Origin of the sequence: Curtobacterium caseinilyticum (assembly GCF_030363035.1) — a bacterium.
GTDB lineage: Bacteria > Actinomycetota > Actinomycetes > Actinomycetales > Microbacteriaceae > Curtobacterium > Curtobacterium caseinilyticum.
In genome coordinates, this window is record NZ_JAUCMN010000001.1 from 42,413 (window position 1) to 67,743 (window position 25,331).

General features: G+C 73.0%; 28 protein-coding genes. 20 read left to right on the forward strand and 8 right to left on the reverse strand.

Annotation, left to right across the window (positions count from 1 at the left end; all coding sequences use genetic code 11):
• Positions 1-30 precede the first annotated feature (30 nt).
• Genes fliW through flgN form a run of 4 tightly spaced genes read right to left on the reverse strand, consistent with a single transcriptional unit; the run spans position 31 to position 3,188 of the window.
• On the reverse strand, positions 31-399 hold the full coding sequence (gene fliW / locus QUG93_RS00175) for a flagellar assembly protein FliW (RefSeq protein ID WP_289471619.1): 369 nt from the start codon (positions 397-399) through the stop codon (positions 31-33).
• Complete coding sequence (locus tag QUG93_RS00180; protein WP_289471620.1) at positions 396-1,277, reverse strand: flagellin N-terminal helical domain-containing protein; 882 nt, start codon at positions 1,275-1,277, stop codon at positions 396-398. Before QUG93_RS00180 ends, fliW begins: the two co-directional genes overlap by 4 nt.
• A gap of 2 nt (positions 1,278-1,279) precedes the next feature.
• On the reverse strand, positions 1,280-2,695 hold the full coding sequence (gene flgK / locus QUG93_RS00185) for a flagellar hook-associated protein FlgK (RefSeq protein ID WP_289471621.1): 1,416 nt from the start codon (positions 2,693-2,695) through the stop codon (positions 1,280-1,282).
• Positions 2,696-2,702: 7 nt separating this feature from the next.
• Positions 2,703-3,188: a flagellar export chaperone FlgN gene (gene flgN / locus QUG93_RS00190; protein ID WP_289471622.1), complete on the reverse strand. Its 486-nt coding sequence runs from the start codon at positions 3,186-3,188 to the stop codon at positions 2,703-2,705.
• A gap of 455 nt (positions 3,189-3,643) precedes the next feature.
• On the opposite strand from flgN, the gene QUG93_RS00195 reads away from it, so the two are divergent.
• From QUG93_RS00195 to QUG93_RS00285, 19 genes are all read left to right on the forward strand, one after another.
• The gene (locus tag QUG93_RS00195; RefSeq protein ID WP_289471623.1) at positions 3,644-4,459 is read left to right on the forward strand and encodes a sigma-70 family RNA polymerase sigma factor; all 816 of its coding nucleotides are present in this window, start codon (positions 3,644-3,646) and stop codon (positions 4,457-4,459) included.
• Between the two features lie 121 nt (positions 4,460-4,580).
• Positions 4,581-5,738 (forward strand): flagellin N-terminal helical domain-containing protein, encoded by a 1,158-nt coding sequence (locus QUG93_RS00200; protein ID WP_289471624.1) that lies wholly within the window; start codon positions 4,581-4,583, stop codon positions 5,736-5,738.
• Between the two features lie 95 nt (positions 5,739-5,833).
• Positions 5,834-7,237 (forward strand): flagellar filament capping protein FliD, encoded by a 1,404-nt coding sequence (fliD, locus tag QUG93_RS00205; RefSeq protein WP_289471625.1) that lies wholly within the window; start codon positions 5,834-5,836, stop codon positions 7,235-7,237.
• Positions 7,238-7,248: 11 nt separating this feature from the next.
• A complete protein-coding gene (locus tag QUG93_RS00210; protein WP_289471626.1) occupies positions 7,249-7,725 on the forward strand; it encodes a flagellar export chaperone FliS in 477 nt (158 codons plus the stop codon).
• Positions 7,715-8,119 carry a hypothetical protein gene (locus tag QUG93_RS00215; protein ID WP_289471627.1) on the forward strand — a complete coding sequence of 135 codons (405 nt, stop codon included), beginning with the start codon at positions 7,715-7,717 and terminating at the stop codon, positions 8,117-8,119. Before QUG93_RS00210 ends, QUG93_RS00215 begins: the two co-directional genes overlap by 11 nt.
• A gap of 329 nt (positions 8,120-8,448) precedes the next feature.
• Positions 8,449-8,793 carry a flagellar basal body rod protein FlgB gene (locus QUG93_RS00220; protein WP_289471628.1) on the forward strand — a complete coding sequence of 115 codons (345 nt, stop codon included), beginning with the start codon at positions 8,449-8,451 and terminating at the stop codon, positions 8,791-8,793.
• Positions 8,790-9,185: a flagellar basal body rod protein FlgC gene (locus QUG93_RS00225; protein ID WP_224442989.1), complete on the forward strand. Its 396-nt coding sequence runs from the start codon at positions 8,790-8,792 to the stop codon at positions 9,183-9,185. The genes QUG93_RS00220 and QUG93_RS00225 overlap by 4 nt, the downstream gene beginning before the upstream one ends.
• A 38-nt stretch (positions 9,186-9,223) precedes the next feature.
• Positions 9,224-9,541, forward strand: a complete 318-nt coding sequence (fliE, locus tag QUG93_RS00230) for a flagellar hook-basal body complex protein FliE (protein WP_491700594.1) — start codon at positions 9,224-9,226, stop codon at positions 9,539-9,541.
• Positions 9,541-11,223, forward strand: a complete 1,683-nt coding sequence (gene fliF, locus QUG93_RS00235) for a flagellar basal-body MS-ring/collar protein FliF (protein ID WP_289471630.1) — start codon at positions 9,541-9,543, stop codon at positions 11,221-11,223. The genes fliE and fliF overlap by 1 nt, the downstream gene beginning before the upstream one ends.
• Positions 11,220-12,275, forward strand: a complete 1,056-nt coding sequence (gene fliG / locus QUG93_RS00240) for a flagellar motor switch protein FliG (RefSeq protein WP_289471631.1) — start codon at positions 11,220-11,222, stop codon at positions 12,273-12,275. The genes fliF and fliG overlap by 4 nt, the downstream gene beginning before the upstream one ends.
• Entirely contained in the window at positions 12,268-12,903 is a 636-nt protein-coding gene (locus tag QUG93_RS00245; protein ID WP_289471632.1) for a FliH/SctL family protein, read from the forward strand. Before fliG ends, QUG93_RS00245 begins: the two co-directional genes overlap by 8 nt.
• On the forward strand, positions 12,900-14,228 hold the full coding sequence (locus QUG93_RS00250) for a FliI/YscN family ATPase (protein ID WP_289471633.1): 1,329 nt from the start codon (positions 12,900-12,902) through the stop codon (positions 14,226-14,228). Before QUG93_RS00245 ends, QUG93_RS00250 begins: the two co-directional genes overlap by 4 nt.
• Positions 14,228-14,659 carry a flagellar FliJ family protein gene (locus QUG93_RS00255; protein WP_289471634.1) on the forward strand — a complete coding sequence of 144 codons (432 nt, stop codon included), beginning with the start codon at positions 14,228-14,230 and terminating at the stop codon, positions 14,657-14,659. The genes QUG93_RS00250 and QUG93_RS00255 overlap by 1 nt, the downstream gene beginning before the upstream one ends.
• Positions 14,656-15,399, forward strand: coding sequence for a C40 family peptidase (locus QUG93_RS00260; RefSeq protein ID WP_289471635.1), 744 nt, complete (start codon positions 14,656-14,658; stop codon positions 15,397-15,399). Before QUG93_RS00255 ends, QUG93_RS00260 begins: the two co-directional genes overlap by 4 nt.
• On the forward strand, positions 15,396-16,856 hold the full coding sequence (locus QUG93_RS00265) for a flagellar hook-length control protein FliK (protein WP_289471636.1): 1,461 nt from the start codon (positions 15,396-15,398) through the stop codon (positions 16,854-16,856). The genes QUG93_RS00260 and QUG93_RS00265 overlap by 4 nt, the downstream gene beginning before the upstream one ends.
• Before the next feature lie 24 nt (positions 16,857-16,880).
• Positions 16,881-17,312: a flagellar hook assembly protein FlgD gene (locus QUG93_RS00270; RefSeq protein WP_289471637.1), complete on the forward strand. Its 432-nt coding sequence runs from the start codon at positions 16,881-16,883 to the stop codon at positions 17,310-17,312.
• A 50-nt stretch (positions 17,313-17,362) separates the two neighbouring features.
• Positions 17,363-18,538: a flagellar hook protein FlgE gene (locus tag QUG93_RS00275; RefSeq protein ID WP_289471638.1), complete on the forward strand. Its 1,176-nt coding sequence runs from the start codon at positions 17,363-17,365 to the stop codon at positions 18,536-18,538.
• Positions 18,539-18,733: 195 nt separating this feature from the next.
• On the forward strand, positions 18,734-20,119 hold the full coding sequence (locus QUG93_RS00280) for an FAD-binding oxidoreductase (RefSeq protein ID WP_289471639.1): 1,386 nt from the start codon (positions 18,734-18,736) through the stop codon (positions 20,117-20,119).
• Positions 20,119-20,370 (forward strand): alpha/beta fold hydrolase, encoded by a 252-nt coding sequence (locus QUG93_RS00285; protein WP_289471640.1) that lies wholly within the window; start codon positions 20,119-20,121, stop codon positions 20,368-20,370. Before QUG93_RS00280 ends, QUG93_RS00285 begins: the two co-directional genes overlap by 1 nt.
• A 109-nt stretch (positions 20,371-20,479) precedes the next feature.
• Here the strand turns inward: QUG93_RS00285 and QUG93_RS00290 are convergent, their stop codons facing one another.
• From QUG93_RS00290 to QUG93_RS00300, 3 genes are all read right to left on the reverse strand, one after another.
• Positions 20,480-21,322 (reverse strand): glycoside hydrolase family 16 protein, encoded by an 843-nt coding sequence (locus QUG93_RS00290; RefSeq protein ID WP_289471641.1) that lies wholly within the window; start codon positions 21,320-21,322, stop codon positions 20,480-20,482.
• Positions 21,323-21,581: 259 nt separating this feature from the next.
• Positions 21,582-22,772, reverse strand: coding sequence for an MFS transporter (locus QUG93_RS00295; protein WP_289471642.1), 1,191 nt, complete (start codon positions 22,770-22,772; stop codon positions 21,582-21,584).
• 69 nt (positions 22,773-22,841) lie between these two features.
• A complete protein-coding gene (locus tag QUG93_RS00300) occupies positions 22,842-23,609 on the reverse strand; it encodes an inositol monophosphatase family protein (protein WP_289471643.1) in 768 nt (255 codons plus the stop codon).
• 136 nt (positions 23,610-23,745) lie between these two features.
• On the opposite strand from QUG93_RS00300, the gene QUG93_RS00305 reads away from it, so the two are divergent.
• Complete coding sequence (locus QUG93_RS00305) at positions 23,746-24,300, forward strand: DUF6611 family protein (RefSeq protein ID WP_353067754.1); 555 nt, start codon at positions 23,746-23,748, stop codon at positions 24,298-24,300.
• Between the two features lie 93 nt (positions 24,301-24,393).
• On the opposite strand, the gene QUG93_RS00310 is transcribed toward QUG93_RS00305, so the two are convergent.
• Positions 24,394-25,164, reverse strand: a complete 771-nt coding sequence (locus QUG93_RS00310; protein WP_289471645.1) for a hypothetical protein — start codon at positions 25,162-25,164, stop codon at positions 24,394-24,396.
• Positions 25,165-25,331: the final 167 nt, after the last annotated feature.

The window sequence follows — 25,331 nt, forward strand, 5'->3', positions numbered from 1 at the left end:
CCGCCGCCCTCCCGCCGCCCTCCCCCCGCGCTACCGCCGCGCGAGCTCCGCCCGCAGCGGCAGGTCCTGGTCCTCGAGGATGAACTGCGCGCCGACGGCCGTGCGCGCGTGCACGACGACGGGCGCGAGCAGGTTCACCGTCGTGCCGTCCGCCCCCGGGTTCGCGACCACGAGCAGCATCGCGTCGGCGGGGTCGCCCAGGCCGATCGTCGCCGCCTGCTCGTCGGTGAGCTCGGGCGCGTAGTCGGGCAGGTGCACCGCGGCGTCGAGCAGGTAGAGCCGGGCGTCGCCACCGCTCAGCGCGAAGAGCCCCTCGGCGCCCTCGACCGGGGCGAGCGTGAACACGGGCGCCGGCGACAGGCCGAACGGCGGCACGGGGAAGGTCAGGTCGATGCTCATCGGAGGTAGTCCATCAGGGTCGGCTGCAGGACCTTCGCGGTGACGGCGAGGGCTGCCTGGTAGGTGGTCTGCTGCACCTGCAGGTCGAGGACGGCCCCGGCGAGGTCGAGGTCCTCGATGCCGGAGCGCCGGTTCTCGAGCGACACGCTGGTGCTCTTCAGGGTGTCCTGCGCCGCGAGGGCCGCTGCGTGCCGCACACCGACGTCCGCCTGGGTCGACCGGACTGCGTCGATCGCGGAGTCGACGTCGTTGAGCCTCGGGTTCACGTTCACGCCGTTCTGCAGGTCCGCGACGATGTCGTCGATCACGGCGAAGGCCGAGGTCGCACCGGTACCGAAGGCCGCTGCGCCCGGGGTGTCGACCCGCACGGTCTGGCTGTCGCCCAGCCGACGTGCGACCGGGGTGGTGGCCGTGGCGAAGCCGGTGCCCGGCACGTAGGCCGCAACGTCCGTCGAGGACCCGGCGAACACCGAGCGGGTGCCGTACTTCGTGTTCGCGGTGGCCTCGAGGTCGGCCTTGAGCGCCCGGAACTGCGCGACGAGCGCGTCGCGGTCGGTGTCGCCCATGGTGCCGGAGTTCGCGGCCTGCACGGTGAGGTCGCGCACCTTCCCGAGCACCGAGTACGCGCTCGACAGCGAGCTGTCGGTCGTCGCGAGCCAGCCGACGGCGTCGTTCGCGTTGCGCGTGTACTGCGCGGCGGCGGCCTGGTCCTTGCGCACCTGCATCGACGACCCGGTGCCGACCGGGTCGTCGGACGGCTTCGCGATCGCCTGCAGCGTCGTCGCGCGTTGCGTGGCCTCGGCGACGCGGGCGGCGTTGGCCTGCAGCCGCTCGCCGGCGGCCGCCATGGTCATCTGGGTGGTCACACGGGTGATCACGGTCAGCCCCTCCCGACGAGTCCGACGCGGTTGATGAGCGTGTCGAGCATCTCGTCGACCGCGGTGAGGACGCGCGCCGCGCCCTGGTAGGCGTGCTGGTAGCTGAGCAGCGCGACGTTCTCCTCGTCGAGGTCCACGCCGGCCCCCGACTGCTGCTGCGTGCGTGCGCTGGTCAGCGCGAGCCCGGTGAGCGTCGACTCCGAGGCGGCCGTCCGGGAGGCGCTGCCCACCCCCGCCACGAACGTCGCCCAGGTGCTGTCGGCACCCCCGGCGGCCGTGCCGAGCCGCGAGAGCGCGTCGGCGAACGAGTCGTCGAGCTGACCGGCCGCGTTCCGCGTCGCCAGCCCGCTGCCGTCCGTCGGGACGACGGACAGCCCCTGCGCCGCAGGGGTGCCCGCGGCGAGGGCGAAGAACGGTGCGCCGGTGGCGCCGGACGGGGTCGAGCCCTTCGCGTGCGCGGTGTTGACCGTCGTGGCGAGCTGGATCGCGACGCGGTCGTACGCGGCCGAGGCCTCGGCCAGGGCTCCGCCGGTACCGCCGGACGCCGGGGCGAGCAGGGTCAGCGCCCCGCCGATCGAGCCGCCGTCGAGGGCGACGGTGCCGGCGCTCCCGGAGGTCCACCGGAGGGTGACGGGCTGCCCGTCCCCGAGCCGTGCGCCGCCGTCGAGCGCGACGGAGCGCACGGTGTCGCCCTGCACGAGCGGGTTGCCGCCGAGGAGCACGTCGACGGTGCCGTCGGTGTTCGTCCGGACGGTGCCGCCGGCGAGCCCGGCGATCTGCTGCGTCAGCTGGTCGCGCTGGTCGAGGAGCTCGTTGGCGCTCCCGCCCCCGGCGAGCGTGGAGCGGATGCGGCCGTTCAGGTCGGCGACCTGCGCGGCGGCGTCGTTGAGCTGGTCGACCTGGGTCGCAGCGGTGGAGCGAGTGGTGGTCCACTGCGCGTCGATCGCCTTCGAGCCGCTGGCGAGGGTGGTCGCGACGGTGGTCGCGGCGGCGATGACGGTCGATGCGGCACCCGGGTCGTCCGGGTGCGCGGCGAGGTCGCCCCACGACGACCAGAACGTGTCGAGCTTCGTGGCGAGCCCGTTCTTCCCTGGCTCCTGCAGGCCGCCCTCGAGGGTCGACAGCGCCGTTCCGCGGGTCTGTGCCCACGCCGACGCCCCGGTCGCGGTCCGGAGACCGGCGTCGAGCGTCAGGGAGCCGAGGCGGGCGATGCCGTCGACGCTGACGCCCTGGCCGGCCAGCGCAGCCGTGCCGCGCATGAACCCGGTCTGGACCGCGGGCACGGACGACTGCGTCACACGCTGGCGGGTGTAGCCGGTGGTGCCGGCGTTCGCGATGTTCTGCCCGGTGACGTCGATGCCGGCGCGGGCGGCGGTCAGCCCGGAGTACGCGGTCGCCAGGGATCCGAAGGTGCTCACCACGGTGCTACAGGGTCCCCTCGAACAGGCGTGCGCCGTCGGTACCGGAGCCGGAGCTCCCCGAGGCGTCGTACGTCGCGGCGCCGGTGACCGTGCCGGCGAGGGTCTCCTCGGTCGCCTGTGCGGCGGTGCGGAGGAAGCGGTCGTTCTCGTCGCGGAGCGCACCGATCTGCGTCGTGAGCTCCATCATCGCCGCGAGGTGTGCCGCGAGGATCTCGCCCCAGGGTCCGTTCGGAGCGGCGGCGACCACGTCGCGCAGGGGAGCGTCCGGGTCGACGCCCCACTCCTCCGCGACGGCGGCACTCGACGCCGCGCGCTCGAGACCGGTGCTCCGGAGGCGCTCGAGCACCTGCTCGACCTCGCGGCTGGCGTGCGAGACCCAGCGGGAGCGCCCGGCGGCGAGCAGGAGCTGCTCCTCCTCGAGCTTGAACGTGAGCAGTTCGAGCAGTTCGCGCTCGCGCCAGAGGACGGCGGACAGGTCGTTCACGCTCATGGCTCCTCCCGTGTGGGATCGGTGTCGGCGACGTTCGGGTCGTACCGGTCCGCCTCGCGGTGGACACGGAGGACTATCGGCGCGACGCGTCGCGACGTAAGCGGCTTCCGGACAGGGGGCGGTCCGTGGTGACCGAGCCGCGCCTCCCGTCCGCGCCGGTGTCACCCAGATCGGGGGACAAGGACGTCTGGTCCGGGGCGTGGGTCCGCAGAAGTGCGGACCGTGGATCGCCTCCGTCCCCCCGCACTGGGGACGTTCCCAGCCTGCCCCGGGACTTTCCCAGCCGATACATTCGGAACGCACCGCGGGGGACATCCCGCACCGCGTCGCAGGGGCGCGGACGCACCGCTCGGAAGGATCCGGGCGGTTCTTCGACGACCGCGCCGGCCTCCCGAGGGCCGGCGTCAGTCGTGCCCACGGACGGGTCAGTCAGCAGGTCGACCAGGGGAACACACATGGACCGGAACGCACGCAACGCGATGATCGTGGAGCACCTGCCGCTCGTCGGCTACATCGTCGCTGACGTCCGGGCCCGGGCCACCCACCTCGACCGCGACGACCTGGCAGCCGTCGGCTCGCTCGCCCTCGTCGCAGCTGCCGAGGCGTTCGACCCGGAGCTCGGCGTGCCCTTCGGGGCGTACGCCCGGACGCGCATCACCGGTGCCCTCGCGGACGACATGCGGTCCTCGGACTGGGCATCGCGTGGCACCCGCAAGCGGATCCGCGAGACGCTCGTCACGCAGGAGGCGCTGTCCGCCCGCCTCGGGCGTTCGGTCACCGTGCAGGAGATCGCCGACGCGATGGGTGTCGACCGCCAGACCGCCGCGGACGCGATGTCCGACGCAGCCCGGACCGTCGGCACGATCGACGAGACCGTGCACGACTCGGTCGCCGCCGACCAGCCACTGCCCGGCGAGGACCTGCTCGAGGCCGAGAAGCGCCGCTACCTGCGCGCAGCTGTCGCCGCGCTCCCGGACCGGATGCGCTACGTCGTCGAGAACGTGTACTTCGGTGACCGGTCCGTGACCGAGGTCGCCGCGGAGCTCGGCATCACCCACTCCGCCGTCTCGCAGCAGCGCTCCGAGGCGATGCGCCTGCTCCGGGACGGTCTCGCCGAGCACTACGGCGACGGCACCGCGGTCGAGCCGGTCTCCCGCACCAGCGCCGCACGACGCAGCGCCTACCTGGCACGGGTCGCCGCGAACGCCGCCGCCGGGGTCGCGCGGGCCGTCCAGGACGCGTCGGCGCCGACGGCAGTGGCAGCCAGCTGATCTTCGGCGGGGACATTTCCTCGCCGACACCTAACGACCTCGGCGGACCTGCCGAGAGTCACGGATGTCAGCCCATGGACGGGCAGGCACCACCACCCAAGGATTCACGGAGGAAACCACCATGGGTATGTCCATCAACACCAACCTCTCGGCACTCAACACGTACCGGAACCTCAACGCGACGCAGAACGACCTGTCGAAGTCCCTCGAGAAGCTCTCGACCGGTCTCCGCATCAACCGCGCCGCCGACGACGCTTCGGGCCTGACGATCTCCGAGGGGCTCAAGTCGCAGGTCGGTGGCCTCACGGTCGCCGCCCGCAACGCACAGGACGGCATCTCCGTCGTGCAGACCGCTGAAGGTGGCCTCACCGAGACCCACTCGATCCTCCAGCGCATGCGCGACCTGGCCGTCCAGGCCGGTAACGACTCGAACAACGCGGATTCGCGTCAGGCGATCAGCACCGAGGTCAGCCAGCTGACCGACGAGCTCAAGCGCATCTCGTCGTCCACGAACTTCAACGGGATCAGCCTGCTCGACGGCAAGAACCCCTCGCTGAAGTTCCAGGTCGGCGCGAACGGCGACGCGAACAGCCAGATCGAGGTCAACCTCGCCGGTGCCGACATCTCGAAGATCACCACCGCCCTCAACTCGGCGACGACGTCGGGTGGCACGTTCTTCAAGATCGACGACGTGACCGCGATCACCGCCGGTACGCAGCAGTTCACGGCGACCAAGGGCGGCGACGTGTCGACGGTCACCACGGCTGCGCTCGGCACCTTCACGAGCGTCGACAGCTACGCTGCCGCCCTCAACAAGGACGCCGCGTTCTCCGACAACTTCACGGCCACGGTCGTGAAGGACGCGGACGGCAAGGCGACCGGCATCAACGTCCGTTCGCTCAACGGCGGCGCCGTCGGGGTGACGGCACCGAACGCCGGCGTCGCGGCTGGTGACAACACGGCTGGCGTCACGACCGGTGTCAAGTTCGACACCGCGGCGCACGCGCAGGCCGCGATCTCGCTGATCGACGACCAGATCAAGAGCGTCTCGACCGCTCGCGCCAACCTCGGTGCGATCCAGAACCGCTTCGACCACGCCATCAACGTGACGAACGTGGCCAAGGAGAACCTGACCGCCGCTGGTTCGCGCATCACCGACGTCGACATGGCGCAGGAGATGGTCAAGTACACCCGCGACAACATCCTGAGCCAGGCCGGCACCTCGATGCTCGCGCAGGCGAACCAGAGCACGCAGGGCGTGCTCTCGCTCCTCCGCTAGCACCACCGACGCCGTCGTCCGGAGGAGTTCGAGTCCTCCGGACGGCGGCGTCACCACATCCACGACCACCTCCACCCCACGGCAGGGAGCCCCCGATGTCGACGTCGTCCGTGTCGGGCAACAGTCTCGCGATCGACGGTCTGGTCAGCGGTCTCAAGACCTCCGACCTCATCAATTCGCTGATGACGATCGAGCAGGTCCCGCAGACCCTGCTGAAGAGCAAGCTCACCGACACCAACTCCTTCGTGTCGTCGCTGCAGACGATCAACTCGCTGGTGCAGACCCTCGCGACGAGAGCGGGCGACGCCGCCAAGGTCACGTCGCTCGACCTCTACAGCGCGAAGAGCTCGTCGACCGGCGTCAGCGTCGCGACCGACACCACGGCCTCCGCCGGCTCCGTCAGCTTCCAGGTCGGCTCGACCGCGGCCGCACACGTCGGGGTCACCGCAGCGATGTCGACCTGGGCGTCCGCCGCCGAGCCGCTCACCCTCGTCGGCGCCGACGGGAAGAAGACCACCGTCACGCCGGCCTCGGGGTCGCTCGACGACGCGGTCACCGCGATCAACAAGGCCGGCGCCGGCGTCACCGCCACGAAGGTCGCCGCCGGGACCGACACCGACGGCACCAAGCTCTACCGCCTGCAGCTCAGCGCGACGAAGACCGGAGCCGCAGCGTCCTTCGAGCTGTACCGCGGCACGTCCGACGACGTGGCGGCGGGTACCGCGACGAACGTGTTCACGCAGCCGGGCGCCGCCGTGGTGACCCAGGGCAGGGACGCGAGCGTCACCCTGTGGGCGGGGACGGCTGCCGCACAGACCGTCACGAGCGCCACGAACACGTTCGACGACCTGCTGCCGGGCGTCGACGTCACGGTCACCCAGGCGACGACCGAACCGGTCACGGTCACGATCGCGCAGGACACCACGAAGGCCCAGTCCGTCGCGTCCGGTCTGGTCGACGCACTCAACGCGATCACGTCCTACTACGCCACCAACACGGCGGTGACGAGCACCACCAGCCCCACCACCGGCACGACGTCGACGAAGGCCGGCGTGCTGACCGGCGACGGCACGACGCGTGACGCGGTGCAGCGGCTCACGACGACGATGTCGACTCCGGTGAACGGGAGGTCGCCGTCGTCGATCGGCATCGTCATCCAGAAGGACGGCACCTTCAGCTTCGACGCCGCGGTGTTCCAGAAGGCCCTGGCGGACGACCCGCAGGGCACGCAGGCGATGCTCTCCGGCGTCGCGACCAACGTCGGCGCCGCGGCGACCGCGGCGTCGGACAAGTACACCGGGTCCATCACCACGTCGATCACCGGGCAGCAGTCGGTCGCGAAGGACCTGTCCACGCAGATCGACAACTGGGCCGACCGACTGACCGCACGCCGGGCGACCCTGCAGGCGCAGTACTCCGCGCTCGAGACCAGCCTCAGCAAGCTCCAGTCCCAGTCGGCGTGGCTCTCCAGCCAGCTGGCATCGACGTCGACGAGTTGACGGGAACCACCATGAACGCCTTCGACCTGCAGTCCGCCGCCTTCCGCCAGGCCGCGCAACCGCGCACCGTGACCGACCAGCGCCGTGCGCAGTACACCAACGAGGCCGTCCTCTCCGCGACGCCCGCGCAGCTCGTCACGATGCTCTACGACCGGCTGATGCTCGACCTGCACCGCGCCGAGGCCGCGCAGACGACCGCTGACTGGGACACCGCCCGCGACCAGCTCCTGCACGCACAGGCGATCGTCGGCGAGCTGTCCTCGACGCTCCGGATCGACGTCTGGGACGGCGGCGAGGGTCTGCTCGCGATCTACAACTACGCGTCCACCTCGCTCATCACCGCGAACGTGCACCGTGACGTGCAGGCGACGCGGGACTGCATCCGGATCCTCGAGCCGCTCCGGCAGTCGTGGCACGAGGCCGCCGCTGCGCTGCCGGCCGCACAGACCCCGCAGACCAGCACCGGGGGAGCGCTCGGTGTCGCCTGACGCCGCCGCTGCCGCCACGCCCGCCGCGACTGCCGACGCCCCGCCCGCCGCCGCCGACGCCACGTCGGCCGCCGCCGCCGAGGTTGCGGACGGCACGCCCGATGCCGAGGCCGCGGACGGCGAGTGGGCCACGGTGCTCGACACCCTCGAACGCGAGCTGAGCGCGACTCCGGCGTCCACGCCGGACGCAGCCCCCTGGACCGAGCCGACCACGTCCGGACCGGTGCCGCGCGCACTGGTGGGTCGTGCCTCCCGGCTGTTGGCGGCACAGCGTGACCGGCTGGTCGCGCTCGAAACGGAGCGGCGGCAGACCCTGGAGCACCTCGGTGCGCTGCGGCAGGTCGCCGCGACCGACGAGCCGCGCAGCTCGGTGTACCTCGACGCCTCGGCCTGAGCGGCGTCCGCGACATCGCACCAGTCGATCGACGCGTGCTTCGTCGTACCATGCGTCGGCATCGGATGCACGCGCATCGGACGACATCACACCGGCCGATCGACGCGCGCGATGTCGCAGACCCGGAGCGAATCCCCACCCCACCCAGCCAGCCCGCGGCCGAACCGCCGCCCCGGCGCAGCCGCCCCCCGTTCGGGGCGACCACTAACGTCCCCTGCGCCACCGCCGACAGGGCCCCACGAGCACGGATCGCTCATCAGTTCGGCCACGGATCGGCCACCTCCACCCGGCGACGTCAGACGACGTCGCGCACCGAGGGGACCGGTCCCGTGTTCGATTCCGTGACGAGCGTCGCGCTGCAGAGCGCGCTCGACGGGCTGTCGCTGCGACAGCGCACCATCGCGAACAACATCGCGAACATCAACACGCCGAACTACCACGCCGAGAAGGTCCGGTTCGAGGACGCCCTCGCGGACTCCATCGTGCACGGCGACGGCCACGCCGCGGCGACCACCGCACGGAGCCTCGAGCCGACGAACACCATCGGCAACAACGTGAACCTGGACCAGGAGACCCTGTCGAACGTCGACACGGTCCTGCGCTACCAGTTCGCGACCCAGGCGGTAGGCGGCGAGGCGACGGCCCTGCGCGCCGCGATGCGGACGAACTCGTGACGACCTTCGACGCGATCGGCATCGCGAGCACCGGCATGACCGTGCACCGGAAGTGGCTCGACGCGATCTCCGACAACATCGCCAACGTCAACACGGTCCGGTCGATGGACGACTCCGCGTTCCAGGCCCGGTACGTCGAGGTGCAGGAGGGTGCCGGCACCTCCGGCGCCTACGTCAAGGGTGCAGCGTTCGGCAGCGCCGCCGGCCGCGTGACCTACGACCCGGACAACCCGCTCGCGAACGCCGAGGGCTACGTCCGCATGCCGGACATCGACCTCGGCACGCAGATGGCGGACCTCATCATGGCCCAGCGCGGCTACCAGGCGAACGCCGCCGTGGTCGACCGCGCCAAGACCGCCTACGAGGCGGCACTGCAGATCGGGAAGAACTGATGCCCATCGACGCACTGAACGGTGTGACCACCAACGCGATGACCCGTGCGTTCGCCGGTGCCACGGACGCCGCGAGCGGTGCCGGGGCGCTCGGCGGTGCCGCGGGTGCCGGCGCGGTCCAGCCGACCACCGGCGGCGATGGCTTCGCCGCGAGCCTCGGCAACGCGGTCGACGGGCTCCAGCAGCTGCAGAGCACCTCGAAGACCCTGGCGCTCAAGGCCGTCACCGGTAACCTCGACGACATCCACGACGCCACCATCGCGTCGACCCGTGCCCAGGTGACGCTCGAGCTCGTCGCCGCCGTCCGCAACAAGGGCGTGGACGCGTTCAACGAGATCATGCGGATGCAGGCCTGATGCCCGCCGCGATGAAGAACACGTTCGCGCGCCTGGCCGCCTACGTGAAGGGCTTCTCGGCCGCACAGCGCACCATCGCCGTCATCGGCATCGCTGCCCTCGTGCTCGGTGGGATCGCCCTGGCGAGCTTCCTCGGCAAGGCGTCCTACGCGCCGCTGTTCACCGGGCTGGCCGCGGCCGACGCGAGCTCCATCACCGACCAGCTCCAGACCGACGGTGTGCCGTACCAGCTGACCGACGGCGGCGCGACGATCCTCGTGCCGCAGGACAAGGTGTACTCGGAGCGACTCAAGGCAGCGTCGAACAACCTGCCGTCGTCGAACGAGGGCGGGTACTCGCTGCTCGACAAGATGGGTGTGACGAGCTCCGAGTTCCAGCAGGACGTCACGTACAAGCGCGCGATCGAGGGGGAGCTCGCGAAGACGATCTCGTCGATGGACGGCGTGAAGACCGCGACCGTGCAGCTCGCGATCCCCGAGAAGACCGTGTTCGTGTCCGAGGAGAAGGACCCGACCGCGTCGGTGTTCGTCGCGACCGAGAACGGCGCCCAGCTCACCACCGACCAGGTGCAGTCGATCGTGCACCTGACGAGCGCCGCGGTCGAGGGCATGCAGCCCACCGACGTCTCCGTCGTCGACCAGAAGGGGCAGACCCTGTCCGCCGTCGGCACCGGTGCGACCGGCAGCGGCGCAGACCAGGCGGACGACTACGACGCCACCACGCGCAAGAAGATCCAGGACCTGCTCGACACCACGCTCGGCCCGGGCAACGCGAGCGTCGTCGTCTCCGCGACGATGAACCAGCAGTCGGGCACCCGCACGTCGGAGAGCTTCGCGCAGCCGACGAGCGGTCCGGTCGCCCTCAACGAGTCGAGCTCGACGGAGGAGTACGGTTCCGGGTCCGGCGCGGGCGCGGGAGCGACCGGTGTCCTCGGGCCCGACAACATCGCGGTCCCGAACGGCACGGCCGCGAACGGCACGACGGGCGGCACGGGCACGAACGCCGACGACGGCTACAAGAACGAGTCCGCGACGAAGAACAACGCCGTCGACAAGACCACCGAGACCACGCAGATCCCCGCCGGCGGCGTCGAGCGGCAGACGATCTCGGTCGCGCTGAACTCCCGCGCCACCTCGGTGCAGAACGCCAACCTGCAGAGCATCAACGACCTCGTGTCCGCGGCGGCCGGCGCCGACAACGCGCGCGGCGACCAGGTGCGCGTCGCGATGATGGACTTCGACGACTCCGCCGCCAAGGACGCGGCGAAGGCGCTCGAGGAGCAGCAGCAGGCCGACCAGCAGCAGGCGATGTGGTCGACCATCCGCACCGCCGGCATCGTCGTCGCGGTCCTCGCCGCCGCGGTCGTGCTGGCGATCGTGCTGGCCCGCCGAGGCCGTCGGCAGTCGCGGGAGGCCGTGGACGTCGGGGAGCTCGACGCCTTCGCCGGGGAGACGTTCGAGCTGCCGCTCGGCGTCGAGGACCCGCTCGCGATCCCGGGCGCCGACGCGCAGACGGTCGCGCTCCCGACGCTGCCGCACGACGACGCCCCGACCGAGATCCTCACCACGGACGAGATCAGCGCCGAGCGTCGCCGCCAGGAGATCTCCGCATTGGCCGAGCGTGACCCGAAGCGCACCGCCGACCTGCTCCGCGGACTCCTCGACGACCGGTCACCGGTGTGAGCGCCCTCGTCCCGGTCCCCGCCGGCAACGGCGGCGGCTCCACCGAACGCGCCCTGACCGGCGCGCAGAAGGTCGCGCTCATCCTCATGCAGATGGAGACCGACCGCGCCGCCGAGGTCATGAAGCAGTTCACCGAGATGGAGGCCGAGGAGATCTCCGCCGAGATCGTCCGGATGCGCCGGGTCGACGACTCGGTCGTCGACCGCACGATGAGCGAGTTCCACCGCATCACCCAGCGCGGCCGGGTGCAGAAGCGTGGCGGCAAGGACGCCGCGCTCGGGCTGCTCGAGGCGTCGTTCGGGTCGGAGCGCGCCGCGGGCGTGATGGACCGGCTCGCGTCGAACCTGGCCGGGCAGTCGTTCGAGTTCCTCGACGACGCCGAGCCCGGCCAGGTCGTCAGCCTGCTCGAGGGGGAGCTGCCGCAGACCATCGCGCTCGTGCTCGCGCACCTGAAGCCCGGGCAGGCGAGCGCCGTGCTCGCGGGCGTCGACGACCGCACCCGCACCGACGTCGCGCAGGCGTTCGCGACCATGGGCACGGCGACTCCCGAAGCGGTCGGCATCGTCGCCGGGGTGCTCCGCCAGCGCGCCGGCGCCGTGGTGTCCCCGCGTGAGAGCGTCGAGGTCGTCGGCGGGATCGCACCCCTGGTCGAGATCATCAACCGCTCCGACGTCGCCACCGAGAAGGCCGTGCTCGACGGGCTCGAGGCACGCGACCCGGAGCTCGCCGAGGACATCCGCTCGCGCATGCTCACGTTCGAGGACATCGTCAAGCTCGAGTCCCGCGACATCCAGCAGGTGCTGCGCGGCATCGACTCGAAGCTCCTCGCGACCGCCATGAAGGGTGCGCCGACGCCGGTCGTCGAGACCATCCGCGCGAACGTGTCCGAGCGCAACCGCGAGGTCCTCGACGACGAGCTGCAGGCGATGGGCCCGGTCCGGGTCTCGCAGGTCGAGGAAGCGCGCGCCGAGGTCGTCCGTTCCGTCCGCGAGCTCGAGGCCCTCGGCACGATCACCGTCCACCGCACCGAGGAGGACGAGCTCGTTGACTGACCCCGTCGTCCAGCGCATCGCGTTCCCCGTGCTCGGCAGCGCCACCACGCGCGACCTCGCCGCCGCGGCGGACGTGCGCGGGCACGCGGCCGGCTACGCCGCCGGCCTCCGCGCCGCGCAGGGCGAGACGGACGTGCTCCGTGCCCGGCTCGAGGCCGAGCACACCGCCCGGCTCGCCGCCCTGCGGGCGGACACGGTGCGGCGCATCCAGGTCCTCGACGCTGCGACGAACGCCCTGCTCTCCCAGGTGGTCCCGGTGTTGCAGGACGCCGAGGAGTCGCTCGTGCAGGCGTCCCTCGACCTCGCCGAGGCGGTCGTCGGCCACACGGTCCGGACCAGCAGGTCGGACGCGGTCGCCGAGGACGGACGGGAGGCACGCCCCACTCCGGGCGCGGAGGCCACCGTCCGGCGCGCGATCGCCTCGGTGGACGTGGCGGTCGCACTGGCCGTCCGGGTCAGCCCCGCCGACGCTGCCCGCGTCGCCGACCTCGACCTCGCGGTCCCCGTGCTCGCCGACCCGTCGCTCCGCGACGGCGATGCCGTCGTCGACCTGCCCGACGGCCTGCTCGACGCGCGGCTCGGTGCCGCGCTCGACCGTGCCCGCCGTGCGCTGGGAGGCGACCGGTGACCGCGACGCTGCTCCGCCCCCGCGGCCTCGACGACGCCGTCGCCCAGGCCGCGCCGCAGCGCGTCGGCGTGGTGACGAGCGCGGTCGGCCTCGGCCTGACGGTCGCCGGTCTCGACGCGCGCATCGGCGACGTCGTCACCGTCGGCACCGAGGACGGGTCGCAGACCGCGGCCGAGGTCGTCGCGACCGATCCCACCGGCATCCGGTGCATGCCGCTCGGTCGGCTCGTCGCCGTCACCGCCGGCACCCCGGTCCGCCCGACCGGCCGACCCGTGCTCGTGCCGACCGGTGCCGGACTGTTCGGTCGGGTGCTCGACGGGCTCGGACGGCCGATCGACGACCGCGGCCCGCTCGACACGGACGGCTGGGTCCCGCTCGACCACCCGACACCGAACGCGATGGCCCGCACCCGCATCGACGCGCCGATGCAACTCGGCGTCCGTGTGCTCGACACCCTCACCGCGGTCGGCCGCGGGCAGCGCATGGGTTTGTTCGCGGGCTCCGGAGTCGGCAAGTCGTCGCTGCTGTCGATGATCGCCCGCGGGAGCGACGCGGCGGTGAACGTGATCGCGCTCGTCGGGGAGCGCGGCCGCGAGGTCCGGGAGTTCCTCGAGGACGACCTCGGGCCTGCAGGACTCGCGCGGTCGATCGTCGTCGTGTCGACCTCGGACGAGCCCGCGCTCATGCGGCTGCGCGCCGCCTTCGTGGCGACCCGGATCGCCGAGTCCTTCCGCGACGCCGGACAGGACGTCGTGCTCATGATGGACTCGCTCACGCGCGTCGCCATGGCGCAGCGCGAGATCGGGCTCTCCGTGGGGGAGCCGCCCGCGACCCGCGGCTACCCGCCGTCGACGTTCTCGGTGCTCGCCGGTCTGCTGGAGCGCGCCGGCACCGACCGGGTCGGCAGCATCACCGGGCTCTACACGGTGCTCGTCGACGGCGACGACCACAACGAGCCGATCGCGGACAGCGCGCGGAGCATCCTCGACGGCCACGTGGTGCTCGACCGGAAGCTCGCCGTGACCGGGCACTTCCCGTCCGTCGACGCCCTCGGCTCGGTGTCCCGCGTCGCGTCGAAGGTGACCGAGCCGTGGCAGCGCGCTGCGGCGACCGCGCTCCGCAAGGTGATGGCCGCGCGACGGAACGCGCAGGACCTGCTCGACGTCGGCGCGTACCAGCGTGGGTCGAACCCGCTGGTGGACGCTGCGGTGGACCACCAGGACGCCATCGACGCGTTCCTCCGGCAGGGCATGGACGAGCGCGCCGACGCCGCGACGTCCTGGCGTGCGCTGGACGCCCTCGTCGCACGACTGGGGGTCTCCTGATGGCCCGACGCTTCCCCCTCGCCGGACTGCTGCGCCTGCGGCACGCCGAGCAGGACCGGGCCGCCGCGGCCCTCGCCGCCGCGAACGACCGTGTCCGTGACGCCGCCGACGCCCGGATCGCCGCACGACGCAGCCTGGCCGACCGCGAGGACACCCAGCCGGTCACCGACGCCGCGACGCTCAGCGCGCTGGCCGCGGCCCGGGCGTCGACCCGCGGGATGCTCGAGGAACTCGACGCCGTCGCGCGGTCCCACCGCGCCGATGCCGACGAGGCCCAGGCCACCTACAACGCCGCACGGCGAGCCGCCCTCGGTCTCGAGAAGCTCGAGGACCAGCACGACCGCGAGCAGGCCGCCGAGGACCTACGGACCGAACAGAACGCCCTCGACGAGATCGCGGCACGACGCCGCACGGAAGGTGGTGCCCGATGAGCGTGGACGCCGTGCTCTCGCGGATCTCCGAGATCCGCACCCAGATCGACGCCCTGCGCGGCACGCCGACCGCCGCCACCAGCGGGTCCGCCGCGACGAGCGAGGCATCGACCGGCGCCTTCGCCGACGCGCTCGCGACCGCGACCGGCACCGGGACGTCGTCGACCGCCGGCACCGCCGCCGGTACCGCCCCCACGGGAACCAGCGCCGCAGCCCCCGCGACCTCGGTCGACGCTGGCCGCGGCACCCTGGCGACCGGCAGCGGTGCCACCGGCTCCGACGTCGTCGCCGACGCGAAGCAGTACCTCGGCGTGCCGTACGTGTTCGGCGGCGAGAGCCGGTCCGGCATGGACTGCTCCGGGCTCGTGCAGACCGTGTTCAAGGACCTCGGCGTCACGATGCCGCGCGTCGTGCCCGACCAGGCCGACATGGGCGTGCCGGTCGGGTCGCTCAAGGACGCGAAGCCCGGCGACCTGATCATCCCGAAGGGCGAGCAGCACATCGTCATCTACGTCGGCGACGGCAAGGTCCTGCACGCGCCGCGCCCCGGCAAGGACGTCCGGATCGTCGACAACTGGTACAAGGACTCGGACATCGCGACCATCCGCCGCATCGTGCCGAGCGAGGCCGCAGCGCCGGCGGCGACCCGGGCGGTGTCGTCCGCCGCCTCGGCGCAGTCCGCGACGGACCTGCAGACGGCGGCGCTGCTGTCGATGATGCGGTCGGGGAGCGCGGCATGAGCACCGTGACCGCGACGGCTGCTCCACCCGCAGCGACGACCACCCCGGCACGGACCGCTGCCGCAGCGACGGCGGCGCCGTTCGGTGCGGCCCTCGCCGCCGTGACCGGTGCCGGGGGGCGCTCCTCCGGCACCGGCCAGCACGCCGGCGCGGCGAGCACCACACCGGGCACGACGACGGCGACCGACGCGACGGCCGGGTCGACGACGGCTGGATCGACGCCGCCCGGGTCCACGACGTCCGACGCCTCGACGGGCGCGCAGTCGGCAGCTCCGACGCCCGGGGCCGTCGCGACGCTCGTCGACCCCGCCCTGCTCGGCGTGGTCCCCGTGTCGACGCTCCCCACGACGGCAGGGGCGTCGACCAGTCCGGCGGCCGAGGGCTCGTCGGCGCTCCCGACGAGCGCCACGTCCGTCGTGGTCCCTGGCGCACCCACCACGCTCGGGGCAGCCGCGCTCACCGTGACGAGCGGGGCGGCGACGGGCACCACGGACGCGGCGGCGACGGTCAGCGCGGGCACGGTCCCGGCATCGAGCACCGCAGCGACCGTGCCGACCACGGCCCCGACCACGGCACCGTCCGCGGCCCCGGCCACGCCGGCGCTGACCGGCACCGCTCCGACGAGCAGCGCTGCCGCCGCGGCGAGCACCGTCCCGCCGACGAGCGTCCCGGCTCCCACCGGAGACCCGGCGTCCGCCACCACGAGCAGCCCGACGACGGGCGCCCCCGGGGTGTCGCCCGCCGCGGCGACGACCACGGCTCCGCTCCCCGGCGGCGGGCACGCCGCAGGCGCGGGCAGCAGCGGGACCGACGCGTCACCGGCTGCGAGCACCGGCACGTCGACCGCCGCACCGGTGGTGGGCGCCGACCCGGCCACGGGGGGCGACACCGGCCGCGGGACGGACCGGGGGCCTGCTGGCCAGGGTGATCCGGGCCTCCCGGCCGTCACCGCACCGCGCGGTGGCGAGACGCCCGTCGTCGTCCCCACCGCCACGACGACCGCGCCGGCCGCGCCGTCGGGCTCGGCCACGGCGAACGCTCCGGCACCCCTCACCCAGCAGCTCGCTCGCCCGCTGTTCACGCTCGCCCAGGCGGCCCCCGGCGAGCACGTCGTGACCGTGCAGGTGACCCCCGACGCCCTCGGGCCCGTCACGGTCCGCGCCCACGTCACCGCACACGGCATGCACGTCGAGCTGTTCGCGGCGTCGGACGCGGGACGCGACGCGGTCCGCCAGGTCCTGCCGGACCTGCGGCGCGACGCCGCCGCCGGCGGCGTCAGCACGACGCTCGACCTGTCGTCGCAGAACCACCCGGGGGCGCAGCCCGGCCGCGACGACCGTGCGACCCCGTCGGTGTCCCGCCCGGGGCCCGGCCAGGAGGCCCGCCCCACCCCGACCACACCGGTCGCCACCCGCCCGACCACCGTCCGCTCCGTCGGACTCGACGTCCTCGCCTGACGCGGACCCCAAGGAGGAAACACCGTGCCCCTCGACGGCATCACCGGATCGGTGGACCGGGCGACCCAGGCCGCCGCGATCGCCCAGAACGCGGCGTCGAAGAAGTCCCAGACGATGGACTCCGAGGTGTTCATGAAGCTGCTCGTCACGCAGCTCCGGAACCAGGACCCGTCGTCCCCGATGGACACCAACCAGATGATCAGCCAGCAGACGCAGCTCGCGATGATGGAGCAGGTCAGCAACCAGACCACGACGGCCAACGAGAACTTCTCGCTGCAGATGCGGATGGCCGCCGCGAACCTCGTCGGGAAGCAGGTCAGCTACACCGACGCCGCCACCGGGACCGCGGTCTCCGGGACGGCCACCGCCGTGTCGTACGCCGGGAGCGTGCCCACCGTGACCGTGAACGGGAAGGAGGTCGACCTCGACGTGATCTCCGGTATCAAGTCCGCCTGACCCCGCACCTTCCCACTCCTCCTCGTCTTCCTTCCACGAAAGGTCGCACCATGCTCCGCTCGCTCTACTCCGGCATCTCCGGTCTCCGTTCGCACCAGCAGATGCTCGACGTCACCGGCAACAACATCGCCAACGTCAACACCGTCGGCTTCAAGTCGTCGACCACCGTCTTCCAGGACACCCTGTCGCAGATGACCCAGGGTGCCGGGGGACCGCAGACCGGCATCGGCGGCACGAACCCGGCGCAGATCGGCCTCGGCGTGCAGGTCGCCGGCGTCTCGACGAACTTCGCCCAGGGTTCCGCGCAGGCCACCGGCAAGGCCACCGACCTGATGATCTCCGGCGACGGCTTCTTCGTCACCCGCCTCGGCAACGACACCGTCTACTCCCGTGCCGGTGCGTTCGACTTCGACGCGAACGGCCGTCTGGTCACCGCGGACGGCAAGATCGTGCAGGGCTACTCGGCGACGAACGGCGTGGTCAACGACGGCGGCGGCCTCAGCGACATCATGCTGCCGGTCGACGCGGCCGCTCCGGCGACGGCGACGAGCTCCGCCACGGTCAGCGGCAACCTGCCGTCCGACACCGCCGTCGGTGAGACGCTCAACCGCGACGCCACGGTCTACGACCAGTACGGCACCAAGCACACCCTGTCGCTCGGCTACACCCGCACCGCGGGCGGCTGGTCCGTCTCCGCCTCGAACGGGCAGGGCACCTCGGCCACCGGCACGATCACCTTCGGTGCCGACGGCAAGATCACCAGCGGGCGGACCCTGCAGGTGGGCGGCATCGCCGTCGACATGACGCAGCTGTCGGGCTTCGCGACGCTGAACACCGCGTCGATCTCGTCGCAGAACGGGCACGAGGCCGGCGCACTGCAGGGCTACTCCATCTCGAAGGACGGCACGCTCGTCGGGTCGTTCTCGAACGGGTCGTCGCTCGCGATCGGTCGCATCGCCCTCGCCACCTTCGCCAACCCGGCCGGCCTCGAGAAGACCGGCGCCTCGGGCTACCGTGCGACCGCGAACTCCGGCAACGCCTCGGTCGGCGTGCCCGGTTCCGCCGGCGTCGGCTCGCTCGCGTCGGGCACGCTCGAGATGTCGAACGTCGACCTGTCGCAGGAGTTCACGAACCTGATCGTCGCGCAGCGCGGGTTCCAGGCGAACGCGCGCATCATCACCACGTCGGACGAGGTCCTGCAGGAACTGACGAACCTGAAGCGCTGATGACCCGGAGGCTCCTCCTGGCCACCGCGTGAGCGGTACCAGGGGAAGCCCCCGCCGTGGCCGTCAGCGCTGGTCGTCCGCCACGACACCGAGCCCCGCTCCGTCCCTCCCGGACAGGGCGGGGCCGTCCGACCTCCTCGGCGCGGCCTCCTCGCGCCCGGCGGCGACCGATCCGCTCGGCGGTAGCCTCGGACGATGACGATCGCCAGCGACGTGGACCTGTCCGCCCTCGAGGCCGCCGTCGGCGCGGAGCGGGTGCACCGCGACTCGGAGATCCGCGCCCGGCACAGTCACGACGACGCCGAGTGGGCACCGTACGAGGTCCCGCTCGCGGTGGTGACCGCCGGCAGCACCGAGGACGTCGCGGCGACGCTGCGGTGGGCCGACGCCACGGGCGTCCGGGTCGTCCCGCGCGGGGCCGGCACGGGACTCTCCGGCGGTGCCAACGCCGTGGCGGGGTCGATCGTGCTCTCCCTCGCCGAGATGGACGCCGTGCTCGAGGTCGACGTCGACGAGCGGTACGCCGTCGTGCAGCCCGGGGTGGTCAACGACGTCCTCCGCTCCACGGTCGCGCAGCACGGCCTCTGGTACCCGCCCGACCCGGCCAGCTCGGCGATCTCGACCATCGGCGGGAACGTCGCCACGAACGCGGGCGGCATCTGCTGCGTGAAGTACGGGGTGACCCGCGACTACGTGCTCGGCCTCACCGTCGTCCTGGCCGACGGCTCGGTCGTGGAACTCGGCCGCCGGACGGCGAAGGGCGTCGCCGGCTACGACCTCGTCGGACTGATGGTCGGGTCCGAGGGGACGCTCGGGGTCGTCACGAGCGTCACCGTGAAGCTGCTCCCGCTCGCCGGCCGCGACGAACGAGCGGTGATCGGCTACTTCCCGTCGCTCGTCGCAGCCGGTGACGCGGTCGCCGCGGTGTCGCGCGCGGGGATCCTCCCCGCGGCGCTGGAGATCGTGGACCGGACCTGCCTGCGCGCCGTCGACGAGTGGCAACACCTGGGCCTGCCGTCCGACGTCGACACCCTGCTCCTCGCCCGCATCGACGAACCGGGAGCGGCCGGGGACGCCCTCGCCGACCAGGTCGAGGCCCTGTTCGCCGCGGCAGGGGGCACGGACGTCGAACGGGCGACCGACCCCGCCGACATCGACCGGCTCTTCACCGCGCGGCGACTCGCCTACCCGGCGCTCGAGCGGCTCGGCCCCGTGCTCACCGAGGACGTCTGCGTCCCGCGGGGTGCCGTCCCGGAGATGCTCCGCCGGATCCAGGCGACCGCGGCGGCGAACGACGTCACCATCGCGAACATCGCGCACGCGGGCGACGGCAACCTGCACCCGCTGATCATCGCGCCCGAGGACGACCACGCCGCGAAGACCCGCGCGAAGACCGCGTTCGACCAGATCGTCGCCGACAGCCTGGCCCTCGGCGGCACGGTGACGGGGGAGCACGGCGTCGGACTGCTCAAGCTGCCCGGGCTGCGCGAGGAGCTCGGCGAGCGGGTCGTGGCGATGCACCGTGCCGTGAAGGACGCGCTCGACCCGAAGGGCACGCTCAACCCCGGGAAGGCGTTCTGATGGCCGGCACGACCGCCTCGACCCTCCGTACTCGTGACGGCGTCACGCTCGCGTACACGGAGCCCGCGGTGGTGCCGTCGACCGTGGTGCTGTGCGACGACTCCGCTGCGGTGCTGCCCGACCCGGTCGCGGACCGGCTCGCCGCGACCGGCTGGACCGTCCAGCGGTTGCCGGGCGTCCACCACGACATGCAGCTCGAGGACCCCGAGCGGGTCTCGCGCGTCGTCGACGACGCGCTCACCCGCGCCTGAGCGGCGGGCCGACCGCACGCACCGACCGGACGCACCCACGGACGGACGGGAGGCGCGGTGCCAGCTGGCACCGCGCCTCCCGTCGGTCACCGGTCCCGTCGTGACCCGGTCAGTCCCAGATCGAGATCCAGTCGATGTCGACGTGGCCGTCGGCCCACCACGGCACGTCGTTCAGGATGGACGTCTCGGCCTGCAGTGTCACCCGCATCGGGTCGTTCGGCACCGCGGAGTGCGTCACCGACACCAGCGTGTCGTCCCAGTAGAAGCGGACCACGCCGTGGTCCCACTCGGTCGTCGCGACGTGGTAGCCGTCGCTCTGCTCCGAGTCCGTGTGCCGCTGCACGCTGGAGTCGAAGCGCATGCCGTTCTCCGTCCACGTGCCGGGGATGGCCGACGCCGGGCGCACCGTGCTGCCGAGGTCACCCTCGGGCCAGTCGATCTCGCCCTTGTTCCAGTCGTCGTCGACCGGCCAGAGCATGCCGACGAACTTGTAGCCCGGCGTGTCCGTGGTCTTGTACCGGATGGAGACACGGCCGGTGTCGTGCGGTGCGTAGCCGTCCGGCAGCACGGTGGCGACGAGCGGCTGCCCGTCCTCCGAGTGCAGCCAGAAGTCGAGGTTGCCGTCCTCGACGCTGAGCACGCGGTCCGGGTCGTACCAGCCGCGCCCGCTCGTGTCCGAGTAGCCGGAGTAGGCCCCCATCTCCGGGTACTCGTCGAGGACGCTGCCGAGCCGGGCGTCCCGGGTGAAGTCCTCGGCGTACGACTGCTTCCACGTGCGACCGTTCGAGTACAGGTCGCCCTGCGGCATCGCGGTGCCGGTGTCCGTCGCCGCTTCCGAGGGGGCAGCGTGCTGGCTCATGCCGATGACGAGCGCTCCGGCCGCTGCGAACGCGACGCCGGTCGCGATGCGACGGTTCCTGCGGCCGCTGGTGTTCGGTGTGTCGGTCTTCATGTGTGTGTGTGCGTTCCCTGTCGTGATCCCTGTGCGCGTCCCTCCTGCGGGGCCTCGCGCCGCGGAACCGTACCTTCTTCGTGCCCCTCGAACGGGGGGAATCCGAGCGCCAGTACCCCCACCGGGAGCTTCCGAGCAGCGGGGAGCAGCAGAAGGACCCGCTGCGAGCGGGATCGGGGACCTGTGTGGAGCTTCAGGAAGAGGGCCGCCGGTGGTGCTGGAGTGCAGGCTCGGCGCCGCGCGAACGGAACCGTGGTGGTCAGCGGCGTCCGTGCGGTGGGACGGCTCCCGGCCGGAGCGCCCGCCAGCTCACGGCGGCCGCGGCCACCGTCGCGGCGGCGAGCACCGCGATCGCACCGGGGAGCGTCCACGCCGTCGCGACGGCGCCGACCAGCAGGGGCCCGCCGGCGTCGCCGACCTCGCGTCCGAGCTCGGCGTTGCCCATCGTGCGGCCCATGCGCTCGTCCGGTGTCGATGCGGCCAGGTGCGCGAAAGCGAGCGGGGTCACCGTGCCGAGCATGACCCCGACCGCGAGGGCTGCGACGAACAGCGTCACCGGCCCGGGAGCAGCTGCGAGCAGGGCGAGGCCGGCCGCGGCGACCAGCAGCCCCGACGCGCTGCCCCCGCGTGTCCCGAGCCGCCCCGAGTCGCGGAGTCGCCCGGCGAGGGGTTGCAGTGCCGACGAGACCACCGCGATCGCGCCGATGGCGACGGCTCCGACCACCGCGGGCAGCTCGAGTCGGACGGCGAGCAGCGGCAGGAAGCCGACGGCGACGCCGAGCACGCCGGTCGTCGTCGCGAGCAGCGCCGTGGGGACGAGGAACGCGGGATCCGTGGTCTGACGGACCAGGTCGACCACGGTGGTCCGACGTCGGGGCTGCACGGGGAGGGCGGGCATCGACACGGCGACCCACAGCGCCGCGACGGCGGCGAGGACCGCCAGGACGACGTACAGCGCCTGCAGGCTGACACCCTGCACGAGCAGGATCCCGAGCACCGGCCCGAGCACGTACCCGATGCTCTTCCACGCGCCGTAGCGGCCGAAGTACCGGCCGAGGCGCTCCCGACCCGCGAGGCGCGCGACGGCCGCCGAGGACGCGGGCGAGAACGCCGACGCTGCGGCGCCCTGCCCGAGCCGGGCGAGCGCGAGGACGAGGGCGGTGGGCTGGACGAGGGCGAGGAGCGATGCCACGGCGAAACCGACCAGGCCGCCGACGATGACGGGCTTCGCGCCGATCCGGTCGCTCAGGGCGCCGAACAGCGGCTTGAGCACGACCTCGGCCAGGTCGTACAGGGCGAGCACGAGGCCGAGCCCGACGAGCGTCAGACCGAGCTCGTCGGTCTCCGCACCGAGCACGCTCCCGACCCCGTGGGCCCCGAACGCGGTGGTGAAGCCGGCGAGGTAGAGGGGCGCGAGGCCCCGGGCGGGCGGCTGGGCGGCAGTCGTCACGGGACCATCATGTCGGACGCGACGGCCGGGTCCGTCCCACGGCGACGGACCGCACGCCCTCGGGAGCGATCAGGCGTCGGGGTCCGACGCGGTCGACAGCAGCGCCGCGGCCTCCGCGACCGCCGTCGGGGCACCCGCCAGGTGCCAGTCGTGCCCGTTCGCGGTGACGATCGTCGCGGCCCCGCCGGCCCCCTCGACGAGCGCCCGGCCGGGCAGCCAGTCCCAGTCCGCGCAGTCCGTCTGCACCCAGAGACCGATCCGCCCCGCCGCGACGTCCGCGAGGTCGCACGACCCGGACCCGCTGATGCGGATCGTCGCGGCGGCGCCGAGCAGCGCGGTCAACGTCGCGGCGGCCTCGCTGCGGAGATGGGACGCGTTGAGGAACGTCGCCACCGCGGTCGTCGCGAGCGGCACGTCCGGCAGGTCCGGTACCGGCTCGCCGTTGCACGTCGTCCGTTCGTCCGACGCGACCCAGGTCTCGTCCGGCTGGTGCCGACGGACGGCTCCGACGCGCAGCGCTCCGTCGACGTCGAGTGACACGGCGCTGCACCACGCGGGCAGCCCGGCGACGTAGTTGAACGTGCCGTCGATGGGGTCGACGGTCCAGCGGCGTCCGGAGGCGGCCTCGGAGCGAGCGCCCTCCTCGCCGAGCACCCCGTCGTCCGGCCGGTGCTCGAGCAGCATCCGTCCGACGAGGGCCTCGGCGGCGCGGTCGGCCGCTGTGACGAGGTCGGCGGCGGAGGTCTTGCGCTCGGTCTCGGTCCCGTCCCGACGCATCCGCGCGGCCGTCTCGGCGGCGTCGGTCACGAGGGCGGCGGCGAGGGCGTGGTCGTCCATGCGGTCACCGTACCGAGCGGACCGGCCCGGACCGGGCCGGCGCACGAGTGTCGTCGGGAAGTCCCGCAGGGCCGTGAGGGAGTCGTCAGGACCGCTGTCCGGGGCACGGCCGCGCGCGAGGCTCGACATCGTGGACATGCACCGAGACCGACCACCACGTCCCGTCGCGCGCACCGGCTGGCACCCGTGGGGCCGCTGCACCGAGCAGCCGGTCACCCGGAGCCTCTGGAGCGGTCGGACCCTCGAGGTGCACCCGCCTGGTACGACCACCGTGGAGCTCGTGCTGTTGCGGGCGCTCCAGGTCTGGCGAGGCGCGGGCGCCGTCGCGGCGGTCGGCATCGTCGTCGCGCTCCGCGGGACACCGGTCGCAGGGATCGTCCTCGCGGCCGTCGTGTACACCGTCGGCCTCGCGGTGCTCGCCCGCCTGACCCGGCGGACGCGGCCCGGGGTCCGGACCCTCACGGTGACCGTCTTCCACGGGAACGGCCGTCCGGAGGTGCACGGCGACGTCCGCCTGCTCGCCACCTCGCTCGACCTGCTCTGCCTCGCCGACTCGGCGCTCCGCCGTGGTCAGGTCTCCCGCGTCGAGCACGAGGCGATCTGGGGCCAGGTGTGGTCGGCGATGCCCGCTCGCACACAGCCTGCGCACCGTCCTCGCGCACGGACGACCGGTCGGGCGGCCCGCTCGTGAGCGGCACGGCGACGGGAACAGCGCCCACGGGCCCGGAACCCGAGGACCCGACCGTGGTCCTCGGCCACGACTGAGTGTCGAGGTCGTGCGTGGTCACCCGACGATCACGGCCGCCGCTCCGGCACTCGCGGTGAGGGTGAGCAGCGCGTAGACCAGGACCACTCCGCCGCTGCGACCGACCAGGACGCGGAGCCCGCCTGCGAGCGAGACGATCACGAGGGTGGTCCCGAGCTCGAGGACGATCTCGTAGGCGGTCCTCCCGGTCAGCATCGATGTCAGGGTGAGGGGGAGCACCGCGGTCGCGAGCGCGGCCGAGGCGACTACGCCGACCGTGCTGGCCCTGGCGGACACCTCGGGCGCACCGGCTGTCAGCTTCGTCAGGCGTGGCTGGAGGACGGCCTGGAACACGACGGCGTGGACGACCGGACCGACGACGAGCAGCACGAGGGCAGCGACGGCCAGCGTGATCGCCGCCTCCTGGCCGGTCTGGGAGACCGTCGGCACCAGGGTCGGACCACTTCCCGAGACGTCGTCGAGGCCGGCCAGGAGTGACTGCACGGTCCGTGGGACGAGCACGATCCCGAGCGCGGCGACCGCCTCGCGGAGACCGAACCGCAGACCGACGAGGTCGCGGCGCCGGGGCCGGCCGTGCACCGACACCGCAGCGACGCCCAGCGGCAGCCAGACCGCCGCGAACCGCAGGATCCCCTGGCCGAGCTGCCCGGCCGTGGTGGGGGTGGACGGCAGGAGCCCGACTGCGCCGGAGCAGGCCACGGCCAGGGCGATGCCCGCCAGGAGGACGGCGACCTCGCGTCGGAGCCGTGCTGGACCGGGCGCGGCGGAGGCATCGGGGACCATCGTCACATCGCGAGCGTACGACGGCGGGTGGCAGCCGGAGAGACCCGCGTTCGGGGCGAGGCGCCGACCTCGGGCCGTCGGCCGGTGCGTTCCGCAGGGCGTGGTGGGGACGACCACGGCCCGGCGGTCCGTCGTCGTCGCCCACGAGTGACCCGGGAGGCACGTGGCGGGCC